The sequence below is a fragment of the Aphanizomenon sp. UHCC 0183 genome, assembly GCF_009712065.1.
Taxonomy (GTDB): Bacteria; Cyanobacteriota; Cyanobacteriia; order Cyanobacteriales; family Nostocaceae; genus Dolichospermum; species Dolichospermum heterosporum.
The window spans coordinates 26797-40227 of sequence record NZ_VILC01000037.1 but is presented as its reverse complement, the minus strand read 5'-3'; the positions used below and the strand labels follow the sequence as shown (position 1 = coordinate 40227).

General features: G+C 42.6%; 2 protein-coding genes. One reads left to right on the top strand and one right to left on the bottom strand.

What is annotated here, in order from left to right; genetic code table 11:
* The coding region (locus FJR37_RS14265) for a type II toxin-antitoxin system HigA family antitoxin (RefSeq protein ID WP_254434582.1) at positions 1–310 on the top strand (310 nt) is incomplete at its 5' end.
* Positions 311–490: 180 nt separating this feature from the next.
* On the opposite strand, the gene surE is transcribed toward FJR37_RS14265, so the two are convergent.
* On the bottom strand, positions 491–13120 hold the full coding sequence (gene surE / locus FJR37_RS27005; protein WP_254434581.1) for a 5'/3'-nucleotidase SurE: 12630 nt from the start codon (positions 13118–13120) through the stop codon (positions 491–493).
* Positions 13121–13431: the final 311 nt, after the last annotated feature.

The window sequence follows — 13431 nt, the reverse complement described above, 5'->3', positions numbered from 1 at the left end:
GTTTGATATTATGAACTTAAAACCAATTAGAACAGAAGCAGATTATCAACAAGCCTTAAAAGAAATTGAACAAATTTTTGAGGCTGAACCTAATACACCAGAATATGAAAAATTAGATATTTTAACGACTTTAGTAGAAGTTTATGAACAACAAAATTATCCTATTGAACCTCCATCGCCCATTGCAGCAATTTTATATTATTTAGAAAGTCGTAATCAAGGAATTTCTACTTTTATTGAAAATTTAAAACATCATGGAGTTAGTGAAGAAATAATTAATACTGCTTTAAATGAAATGACTCATGGATGATGGGAAGGCGATAGGGATGTGGGAAAATGAGATTTATGTTACAGCAATTCTCGCTTTAATCAAATACAATGGAGGGTGCAGTCCCTGCGCCCTACGGTTTTGTGATAAAAACTTTACCTCGTAACACTAAAAATCAGGGGCTTAACGCATTGCGCTAAACCCCTATGGGAGAATTATATTCTAAGCAAAGACAAACTGTTTAGAATCTGTCAAATTCAAACTACTGGCTTGAATACCAGTCAGCGTAGCTAAAGTTTGATTGTTGAAGACAATCGCGGTATCTGCACCAACTTGATTTAACTGGAGTGTGGATGTCGTAATACCCAAGCTAACAGCACCTTGAATACCAATAACATCAGTACCCAGTTGAAAGTCAAGCACGGTATTAGCAGCTTTGGGTAATTCAGCATTGACAATCCAGAATTGGTCAGCGCCAGCACCACCGGAAATTAAGTTACCACCACCAAGACTAACTCTGAAGATATCTTTACCATCACCACCCAAAGCGCGGTCATTGCTACCCAAGTAGAAGGTATCATCACCCACACCACCGGATATGCGGTTGCCACCTTGTCCATCTCTCGCATCAAAGGTGTCATTACCATCACTACCAAAAGTGCGATCGCCTTTATTGACAAAGATAGTATCATCACCGCTACCCAGATCAACGATATTGTTACCAGCAAAGGGAGAACTTGCACCCAAGACAGTATCAACTGTGTCATTACCTGCACCAGTGAAGATGGTGTCGTTGATGCCATCAGTGCCACCACTGACAAACAAATCATCTTTACCAGTTGTTCCGGCAATATATTGGGTAGCTTCTGCTATAGACGCAGATATACCTAAACGGGAATCAAGGGCAAGAGGTTTGTCTAATTCCAATACCACCATCTCATTGTTGTCAATCGCGGGAGGACGACCGATAGAGAAGGGATAGTTGTTATCGTTTGCTACCAAAATGGTTTTGCTATCAATTACCAACACATCTTCAATGGTTTGGAAAGGCATATCGTAGGTAGTTTTGCCGTCACCATTGAGATCATTGGTGTCTTGGATATTGAGAAGGTTGGCTACTTCTTCTTTGGAGACAAAGCCATTAGCATCAATCTTGCTAAAATCAACTTTGAATATCTTCTTGAAAAGGGCGGTACTACCTTGGCCATTATCCCGTTCAATAACTAGGAACTCGTTGTTATTGATGGGAGTGAAATCACCGATCGCATTGCTGGTACTGGCTAATTGATAACGTCCTACTAATCCTTGGTAGCTTTCGCTGGCTACATCGAATTTATAAATCCGTACAGAACCCGCAGGATCGCCGACAACAGTTCCTTCCAGCATCGGGTAGATGGTTTGACGGTCAGGGCTAAATGCCATGCCTTCAAAGCCTTGGGAGCGGTTTAAATTGGCTGTTACGAGGTCGCCGTAGTAGGGCTGATTGGGAGCGAAGTATTCCGGTGAATTATTGAAGTAAGGGGTATTTAAATTCGCGTTGGGATTAGCGTAGCCTGTACCAGCTAGGTAATTATTTACTAGAACTTGTCGCCCGGTTTTGGGGAAGTCGGTAAAGAAACCATCTACACCCAAATCAATGAACTTACGGAACTCTGCACCGGGGTCGTTTTTGTAAGTATCGGGAAGGAAGAACTCGTCATTTCTTAAAGTGTAGAGATGGACGATTAAACCAGCTTTGTGGGCATCTTGGATTAGGGTTGTGGGTGTGCCTAAAACGCGATCGCCATCACTAATTTGACCATCACCATTGAGATCATCAGTAGTACCATCCTTATTGGCATCTACCGTCAACTGAGGAATAATCCGCTGTTTATTCGGTCCAATTCCTTTGGCGTAGGTAGCAATTTCTGTTAAACCTGCTGGTGTAGAAATATCGGTATAGGTGCGGGTATCACCACTGACTACAAAATCATAAGGACGACCTGAACCGCCAAACAATTGCACTAGAGGAATATCAATCCCTGCGGTGGGCATGATGGTGTTTTTCAGCGCCTTGAGGTTAGCAACTTCAAAGGATTGAATGAAGATCCGAGATGGGTCGGTAAAGTTCTCAGCTTTGAGGGTGTCTGCTAAGATTTGGCTAGTATTGATACCTTGCTGTTGAAAGAAAGTAGGATGTTTGGTTTCGGGATAGATACCGATTTTGCGACCTGTTTCTAGTTCGACTTGTTTCACCAAATCAATGACTTCTTTCAGGGTTGGTACTTTCAATCCGTCTTGATCAAAAGTAGTACCACGTAAAGCAGGAATCCGTTCAATCGCATTTAGTTCCTTGACTTCTGCCAGGGTAAAGTCTTCAGCAAACCAACCGGCGACATTGCGACCATCTAAATTTTTGATTTTTAGGCGATCGCTAAATTTATCACGTAAGTAAACATCCGTGCTTGTGTCGGTAGTATTGATAACTGGCTTACCATTGGCATCCCGTTGAATTGTGCCGTCAGTATTGAGAACACCGACTGCTAACATGGGTTCGTGACGGGCAATTAAGACACCATCTTTTGTTACCACTAAATCCGGTTCAACGAAATCTGCACCTTGAGCGATCGCTAATTTGTAGGCTTCTATTGTATGTTCTGGACGTTCACCACTTGCACCCCGGTGGCCGATGACGATGGGGGCTTTACCTGTGAGGGTATCAAATTTAGGAGTAGAAAGCACAGTGGGATTTTGGGGCGATCGGACTTGATTCGCCGTAATTTGATCCCGAACTAAGTCTCCTGTCCCTGGGAAGTCAGTAAAGTAACCATCTACACCCAAACTAATGAATTGACGATACTCTAATTCAGGGTTGTTATTATAATTTGATGCCAGAGAACGGCTTTCGTTGCGGAAAGTGTAAGGATGGACAAGCAAACCCTCTTTGTGGGCATCACTAACCAAGCTGGTGGGTGCTAGGGTAACTTTATCTGCATCGTTAATCACACCATCGTTATTGAGATCATCTGGTTGACCATCATTGTTATTGTCTACAGTCTTCACCGAAACAATCTGGCGTTTCCAAGGCCCAATACCATCGGCGTAGGTAGCAATTTCTTTCAAACCAGCAGGAGTTTGTAGATCTCCATAGGTGCGAGTATCTCCCTTAACAGTGAAATCATAAGGACGAGCGTAAACATCTTGATACAACAGTGTGCCATCGTTGGCGACATCGTAGGCATCAAGCAATTGTACCAAAGGAAGATTCACACCAGCAGCCGGCATGATGGTATTGTTTAAATCCTTGAGATTGCTGACTTCAAAGGACTGAATGAAAATCCGTTTGGGATCAGTAAATCCTTTCGCTTTGAGGGTGTCAATCAGTTTTTCTTCCAGTGACAAGCCCAAATTATCGTGATAGGTGGGGTGTTTGGTTTCAGGATAAATACCGATTTTCTTACCAGTTTGTACCTCAACCTCTTTCACCAAATCAATAATTTCGCCCAGGGTAGGAACTTGGAGAAGACCGTTGTATACCTGATCTCGGAAACCTTGAGGCATGACAGCGCGCAGAGTTTTAATTTCTGCCAAGGTAAAGTCGGAAGCAAAGAAACCTTCTTCAGCCACACCATCTACCAACACCGTCTTTTTCCGACTAGCAAATTCAGCACGACTAGCTACATCAGTAGTATTGATGAGATTTGGTTCATGACGGGCAATTAAGACCCCATCTTTAGTGGATACCAAATCTGGTTCAATGAAGTCTGCACCGCGTAAAATCGCCAAGCGGTAGGCTTCTATGGTATGTTCTGGCAGTTCACCACTAGCGCCACGATGTCCGATCACAATTGGTGCTTGACCGTTGAGGGTATTTAGTTTAACGGGGTTAGGAGTAGGGAAGGGGGCATCTAGTAATACACCATTGCTATTGAAATGTAGTAAGTAAGTTCCAAATTCATCACCGACCCAAATATCGCCTTTAGCATCAATCACAAAGGACTCTACATCAAAGTCAGCCCCGGTCAGTTCCCGTTTGGCTGTGTTTTTATTGACAATATCAAAGGGGATTAATTTATTGGGGTCAGAGAGTTGAATGAAGTTTTGAACCGCTACAGAACCATTAGCGTTTTCTGTACCCGCAAAATTGGGGTCAACTTGGTAAAGTCGCAGGAGGAAATCAGCACTGTTATTTTTTGCGCCAAAACCGTTATCTGCTAAGAACCAAAATACAGAACCACCACTATTGGGGGCAAACTGCACACCACTGAATCCTTGCACTGGTTGACCAGGGAAGGGGGTAGTGCGTCCATTGGTAGGATTGGTTACGGCTGCACCTGAAGCAGGACCTGCTGCGAAGGTATCAGCAGGTAGAGAAGCAAAACCTTTGAGTGTCACCATAGGAGAAGTAATATTTAGGGTAGTTGAACTTTGATCATCTTCTTGGGCGTTGTTGTTACCAGCACCAGAATCAAAGTCAGGTTGATTTTGGGCGGTAATTTCGGCTTTATTGGTTAATGCCCCACTTTGAGTCACTTTGGCTGTGAGTTTTAGGGTGCGGGTAACATTACCAGCAATTTCTCCCACATCCCACACACCGGTTTGACTGTTGTAAGTTCCCTGTTCCGGTGTTGCAGAGATGAGAGTAAATGGTTGTGGTAACAAATCTGTGACTTTAATGCCATTAGCCAGTAGAGAACCTTTATTAGAAAGGGTTAAGGTGAATGTTACTTGGTCTCCGATAACTGCGTTTGTGACATTTGCAGTTTGACTCAACTCTAAATCTACAAAGTTATTAGGTTTGACTTCAAACTGGCTGACAATTTTCGGCTGACGACTAGATATAGCTACGGGATTTGCTTCTAGTTCCTGACGGGTGTAAGGGTCAATGCCGTAGGTGGTGACAGTCAACTTTTGAGTGGCTTGGTCAATGTTAAACTCTGTCCAGCCGTAGGTATGAGTGGCAACATAGTCACCTTGCAACAAGTTAGCATCAATCAAACCGTTAGCTACAGCCAGATTGTTATTCAAGCCAACGGGGTCATAACCTAAAGCATTGATGCCACCGTTAACGACTTGTTTGATGAAATCGTCTCTATCATTAACTGTGCTGTCACCGTCATTAGCCACAGGTAGAGAATTGTAAAATGCCTTTTGTTCAGGAGTGAGGAAGAAATTACCCACTGTTGGTCCAAAAGGAGCATCATAAGCCACAGAACCGGTAATAATTTCAAACGCCCTGGTGGGGATTTGTGCTTGTCCTGGTGCTAATTGGTAGGTGAGATTGTTGACTAATGTGCCGTGAAAGTCTGCGGTGACAAAGACAGCGTTACTGATTTTGCTGTCGTTGATGAATTTGAGAATTTCTGTTCTTTCTGCCGCATAGCCTTCATATCTATCGGCAGCGATCGCCACTCCCAAATTCTGAATAGGCTGTGACAACATGATAAACTTCCAGGTGATGCCATCTTTTTGCGCTTGGATTAAGTCGCGTTTGAGGTCATCCAACTGGACTTTTCCTAACATTGTCCGGTTAGGATTAAAGGAATCAGTCAGGAATTTTGTCACCTGAGTGGCATCACTAATATTAGCAACATCTGTTAAGCCTGGGTCACGGAAGGAACGGGCATCAAGAACGAAGGTGGCTGCATCACTACCAAAGGTATTGTAACGATAAAGTTTGCGTTCTCCCGCCGTGCGAGTATCCCCTGTTGCGCCATAGAATTGGTCACTAATGGGGTTGTATTCTTGGAAGGCTTGGAAACCGGTTTCGTACAGTGGGGAATCGTTAACTAAGCCAGAAGTTGCCCCAAATAGAGTTTTATCTGCGCTGGAGGCTGTGGCTAAATCTTTTCCACCTTGGAAGTCATTAACTACTTCATGGTCATCAACAGTTGCCAAGATGGAAGTAGCAGCCCGTAAATCGCCCAGGGTGTTTTCACCGTATTTTTGGCTGTAAACTTCTGCTTGTTTGGCACGATATTCATCTACAGTAATAACTTGCTTTTTCTCTGTACCATCAGGGTTTTTGACGGCAGGTGAAGCCACATCAGCATAGATAGTATCACCCAATTCAACGAAGAATTTCAGGTTGGCATCATCAGCATTGCTAACGGCTGGATAGGGGGCAAGTTCACCACGCCAATCTCCAGTAACACCGAATTTCAAGCCAGTTTTGTTACCAATGGTAGCGGCTGTGCTAAATTTACCAATGCTGGTTGCCCCGGTGGTATCTGTAACCCGGTAGAAGTAGTTGGTGTTGGGAGTCAGTCCACTAACTGCCACCTTCACAGGTAGATTAACATCAATGACATTGGCTGTTTGTGTCCCCGCAATGGTACTGAAGTTAGAGTTGGTGGAATACTCAAATTTAACTGCACCTGGGAAGATACTCCGCGCCCACAAAACTGTTGAGGTTTGGGTTGTATCTCCACTGGCAATCCCATTCACAGGTAAAGGTGCGGCATCACTCGCTACTTTTTGAAGACTGGACGCACTGGCACTCCAGTTACCATCTATGGGTGTAATGGTGATGTTGCGTTCCAGGAATTTACCACCTTCTGATTCTATATCACCTGTAATTGTGGGTGAACCTAAGAGAATGCTGGCTACACCATTTTGGTTTTTAGCAACATTGAAGTTGAGGCTGGTGGTTTCGTCAAATTTGGTTAATGCTACACCTGTTAAGGTTTTGAGACTGGCATTATCGGGGTTGTAGGCGGGAACGTTGATGTTTAAACCGACACCCTTGGGTAATAAATCTGGGTTAGTACCTTGGGTGGTGAGAAGCTTGTTAATGGTATCTACAACCATTCTAGCAGCCACATCATAAGCCTTTTCGGTGCTGGATCTGTTGCCCTGTTGGAACTCTGCTAAATTGATACCAGCACTAACTGCGATCGCTGGAATCCCATTTTGTAAGGCTGTAACTGCCGCACTCAGTGTCCCGGAGGAAATAGCATCAAAACCAACGTTTTCCCCTTCATTAATCCCAGAAATTACTAAGTCGGGTTTGGCTAAGTTCTCTTGACTGGGCAAAATATAATCTAAACCTGCCCAAGTGGCAACAACTGGTGTACCGTCAACGTACCATTTATTTTTCGCCCCATCAAATTCGACAACTTCCATATTTTGGAAGATTTTATCGGTATTAATGGAAGTTCCTTTACCGCTTTGTTGGGTTTTTGGTGCAACTAGGATGACGTTATGACCGGCTGCAACTAAGGCATTATAGATAACATCTATGCCCTTAGCTTGGTAGCCATCATCATTTACCAACAGAATATTTAAGGATTTGCTGGCAGTAGCAATGGGGTTAACTAAATTGGGTACGCTTGAAGGTAAACGTGGTGCTAATGCTTGACGCTGACTTGCGGTTGTTCCCCAATCACCATCAAAGGCTGTGACGGTAATTTTATCAGCTAAAAACTGTTCTCCCTCAGACGTGGGTTTGGGAGTTGCACCAGCAGGAAGAGAATTTTGACTATAAAGGATGCCTTGACCTGTACCAAAATTCGCTGGTAATTGACCAAATTTAAAATCAAAACTACCTGCTAAATCAAACTCTGTGAAAGCAATACCTGTGATTGGGTTATCAGCAGGAATATTGACATTTAAACCAATACCGTCGGGTAATAATTGGGGTTGACTGCCTTGTTTTGCCTGTAATTGGGAAATTAAATCAACGACGTAATTAGCGCCCACTTGATAGGCTTTATCAGTGCTGGGATAACCAGCGGCACGTTCTGATAAAATTATGCCGGCACTAACGGCAATGGACGGCACACCTTGATGTACAGCAGAAACCGCAGCGCTGAGTGTACCAGAAATAATTCCTTCTAACCCCAGGTTTTCCCCTTCATTAATTCCAGAAATTACTAAATCTGGTCTTTGTTTAACAACAAAATCCAATCCTGTCCAAGTGGCAATAACTGGTTTACCATCTACATACCATTTATTGGCTGCGTAGTTAACCACCTCAATGGGTTGGAAAACTTTATCGGTATCAATGGCTGTACCTTGGCCACTTTGTTGGGTTTTTGGTGCAACTAGGGTGACTTTATGACCAGCAGCAACTAGTTTGTCGTAAAGAACATTAATTCCCTTAGCTTGATAACCATCATCATTCACCAACAAGATATTTAAAGATGGTTTGGGTTGAGGAGTTGTCAAGTTATAGGGTAGTTCTAAAATCCCTAATTTTTCGTTCGGGGTATTACCAGAAACGTTAAAGTCGTTGTCGTTAATTAATGCTAGGGTGTTGGGTGAAACTAATGCTAAACCTTCTAATTTTTCCACACCTGTATAACCAAGTTGGGCAGCATTGGCAATTAAACTTTTGCTAACTGGGGTAATTTTAGCAGTGGTTAATTCGGCTGGTGTGAGTTGTTCAATGGTTTTACCAGCAGGTAAGGTGAAATTAGCAGGATTATTGATGTTGGTAGCACCCGTTAAATTAATTTGATAAATCAATTTGTTGGAGGCATTTGTTCCTAAATCATCCCGTTCCACAACGGCAAATTTACCATTACCCAAGGAAACTGCATCACCTAATTTATCGGTTCTGGCGTTACCAGCAGCAGTGATATTGTCAAGTAAATAGAGATATTCACCAGTGACTTGTTTGGAAATAATGTCAAATTCCAAAATTCTCAAATTACGGGAATTTCTGGATGTTGTATCATTGGCATTATCTGGGTTATCAATGGCACTTTGAATAAAGGCGTAAAGTTTACTACCTTCTAAAGCTACGGCTTCAAAACCGCGATTGTTGCGACGTTGACCATAAACTGCGGGTAATACCTCTGTGCCAAAAGTTCCTGCTGCTGCGTCTGGTTCGAGGGCTGTGGCTGTCCCTTGGGGAATATAACGGTTAAGTAATTTACCATTCACATCGAAGTTATAAATGGCGGGACGGTATTCATCTACCAGCCAATAATCGCCATTTGGGGCAATAACAATGCCTTCAACATCAGCCCCTAACGCTTTATTGGCTATGACTTGACCATCCAAATTAACAGCAATTTCATCGGTGTATGCTGTACCATTTGCCCCTGCTTGTAGGTTGGGAAGTCCGGTTAATGGGGTTGTTCCATCTTTTTCAAATAGTCCTGTTCTCTTGGTGATGGCGATCGCACCTGTTTGTCTGTTAAGCTCAAAACTGACTATTTCTGGTTGAAAATCGGGTAAATAGAAGGGACGATTAGCACCGGTGGGGTCGCCATTTGGTCCTCTGTCGGTGTGAGTCACAAATTGGAGATTACCATTTACCGCAATACCTTGGAAATACAACCCTGAGAAACCACCTAAGAAGATATCTTGACCTTTGGTAGTTGTTCCTAATTTGGGGAGGTTGGTAAATTCGTAGTTAGTTAGTCGTGGTTGGGGGACGGGGTTACGAGGGTCGTAACTTGTGGTGTCTATTTTCAGGGGGTTGGGTAAAGCATTAGCAATATTTTCCCAAGGTACTAACTTAAAGTTGCTGCTGATATTCTCCCCACTAACAATGGTGGCGGGGTCATTTGCACCGTCTTGGGTGATAAATACACCATAAGGGAAATTGGGACCCAAGGGCAGATTAATAACATCCGCACCGTCGGATTCTTGAACGCTGTCAATTCCGCCATTGTTACCAACTGCAAATCTGCCTAAAAAGTCGTTGTTGCCTTCACGGGTATATGCTGCAAAGGTGTTATCGCCTTGACTGGATGCTAACAGGTAGCCTGTACCGTTTTTACCGTAATAAATTGTCAAGCCTTCAACATCATTGGTGAGGTTTTTGCCTCCCTCAGCTTTGACTTTCTCAATTAATTTACCTGTTGAACCACCATTGGGTTCAGCGTCAAATTTCCAAATCCCCACATCTTCTTGACCAATGTACAGAAATCCTGTTTCTTGGTCTGCTACCATGCCTTCAGTTTGGGCTGAAGCACCGGCTGTGGTTGGTGAGGGAATGGTGAAGCTACGAACTACCTCATAACCGATTTTACCGTTGCCTTTGTCTACTAATTTGAGTTGGACTACATCTCCAGTTTGACGACGGCTGGTGAAGACGTAATAATCGTTGGTAATTGGGCTGCGGTAGAGTCCTAAGCCATAGGAACTCTTACTAGATGCAGAATAACTGGGTGCAAAAGGTACACTTTGGAAAATTGTGGCGGCACTGCTATCGGTAATGTTTTCTAAATAATTACCATTAGCACTGTTGGGGTTAATTTTGAAGATTGCTAGTTTATCATTATTGCGATCGCTCGCTACAGCAATATCAACTTTCTGACCACCCAAGGTAAATCCATATTGCAAGTCAATGTTGTTGTAGCGAATATCTGGATTACTAGGATTAATGGTTTGCAACAGGTTTCCAGCTAAATCATAAATTCGCAAACCGCCATTTTTGACACTGGTTAAAACTAGGCTTTTGCTAGAATCTGTACCATTGACATAAATTGCAGGATCATCTGCATCGGCTCTTTGACTAAATGGTAAACTGTCATCATCTAAAAGCGCCGGACGGGTTTCTAGAATGGGAGTAGCAGTGGGAACTAAATCTGCACTCAAGGTGAGGATTTGGGTAAATTGGGTAGCACCAAAGTTGTTATCACTCACCAAAACAATGGATTGTGTACCATCTGCCAATTTGGGACCAAATGCCAGACCTTCAATATTATCTGTACCTGTGGGATGATTGCCGTCACTATTAGGCAAACTCAGGGTATCTAAATTCAAAATTAGCCGTTTTTGAGTAGGTTGGATAGCAGCTAGTTGAGATGCAGTCAGGCTACTCAAAGAATCAACTGTATTGATGTCTGTTGCCCCTTGGAGGGTAATTTCATAGATTTTGATCGTGTTTCCTTGTCCGACAGCAAAGGAGCGCTCCAACGCCAACAAAGTGCCACGATTATCAATTGCTAATAAATCTACCAAACCATTATCAGCCGCAGTTCCACCTGTAGGGGCTTTAGCAATGGGGTCAGTAATATACAGATATTCTTTCTCTGGTTGTCCTGTCACCAAATTATATTGAATAATCCGAGAACGGCTGCTGGTGGTAGTTGTAGAAATTGCACCATCTTGAAATAGGGCGCTTTCTGTAGCTGTGAATAGGGTTTTTTGGTCAGGTGTAATGGTTAAACTTTCAAAGGCTAAGTTGTTACGCACCCCTGAAGTTTGAGTATCACCCGTATCAACAACATTATTGTTGTTAGTATCTTGGACAACTGGGAGGAATTTCTTGGGTACTGCTAAAGAACGAATTTCCTGTCCTGTAGTCAGATTAAACTCTTTAATGAAAGGATTGGTGACGCGACTTGCACCTAAATCTGGTCTAACTTCTCCTTCTGAGGAGATTAAAACTGTCCCATTGCTAGTTAAAGCAATACCTTCTGGATCTAAGCTATTAGCTGCAAAAGGATTACCATTAATATCCTTGAGTTGGACAACATTGGTAAAAGTTACCGTATTAGTAACAGGGTCAAGAGTGAAGGTATAAAAACGGGCATTGGATGAGCGATCGTCGGAAATGGCATAATAGCGATTATTTACCGCATCGTAAGTTACACCGGACAATCCACCCAACGCAACTTGTTGACCATTTACTGTTCCGGCTGCACCAGAGGGAATAAAGCCTGTATTGAAAATAGTTTGTCCCTTGAATCCAGCGCTAACAGCAGTTTTTCCAGGTTCTGTCTCACCAACTTGCACATCTGCATATACTAAGCGATGGTCAGAACTAGGGAAACCACCAGGAAGACTAGCATTAAAAGTTCCTACTAATGGGAAATTTGGGTCAGTATTGCTAGGCCAATACACTTCTGATTTACTAATTTGTAAGTCAGAGGAGGGAAGTACATAGTCTGTTCGCAGATTTCCCGGTGCAGTATCAGCAAAGTCTGCGGTGTCGAAAGCAGGATTACCTTTATGATTGTTATTTGCCTGACCTTGTAAAGTTGCCTGTTGAGGAGCGCCTAAACTGGTGGGGATAACATTTGTATTGATACTGGGATTTAGTAACAGTTGGCGAATGGCATTGTTATAACTGTCACCATCTAAGGGGTCAGCATTTTGATCACCCATGATGACAAAGCTTGAACCAGCGACAAGATTACCTTTTTTACCCCCATCATCATAGATATAATCACCTTTGCCTGGGGTAATGTAATCTGCCCAAAAACGAATTTCATCACTATTACGCTTACCGTTGCGGTCTTCAGTTCCGTCAAAGGTAGGTGGTGTGGGGTGACTCACAAGAACATGAACTGTTTCCCCATTTACTGTAATTGGTACATCCCAATGACTTTTAGAAGATAAGCGAAGAACGTTAATTTCTTCAGGTGAATAAAAACCGTTTAAGTTCTCATTTACTGAAGTTGCAGGATTATCTACAGTTGGGTCATTTGTTAATAAGTTTCCTGGCATATCCTTCCACAAGAAATTTTGGAAGGTGCGAATGTTGGCTGTATCAATAGGATATTTAGAAAGCAACAACATTCCATACTGACCAGGGAAGTTCCCAAAGCCAAAGGCATCATCACCGTACCCGCTTACGCCTGGAGTTGTGACTGTTGTACCATTATTATTTAAGTCAAAACCGGAAGCAATCCCAGTATTAGAAGGAGCAATATAAGAGTAGGAATAGTTAACTGGTGTCGCCCCATTTTGACTGATTTGCAGATAATTTTCTCTAAAAAGATTTACTGCTGCGGGGGAATAGTCAAATTCATTAATTAGTAATACATCTGGGTTGTTGCGTTGAATAATTTCAGCAACTGTTTTTGCTTGAGCGTTGTTAGGGGTAGATAAGTCAGTTACCAACTGACCATCAGTGTTGCGGTTTAGAGAAGCATTAAATTGGGAAAAGCGGACTGTAGTAAGTACCATATTTTTTATGCAGATTTAGCTTACACAAAGATAATCTGGTGACAGGAAATTGCAGATAATGGAATTGAGAATATCAGTCGAAAGTTAAGATACTATTGTCTATAGTTCAGATTTATTTAAGTGTTGATTAAGCTTACGGTTTATATCCCCGACTTCTTAGAGAAGTCGGGGATATTTTAGTCTTGAGTAAAAAAGGCCTTTCTCAATTACAATGGGTCTATTCTCATTATTATTGAGAATTTTATCAATAATTCAACGAGTTTTGGTGATTTCAGCTAGGGGGCTTGACAGTGTTCCGAGTTTTGGGTATG

What these genes read in the sequence shown, in the direction of transcription:
- surE (WP_254434581.1), bottom strand. Translation starts at nt 13,120, where the DNA reads ATGGTACTTACTACAGTCCGCTTTTCCCAATTTAATGCTTCTCTAAAC.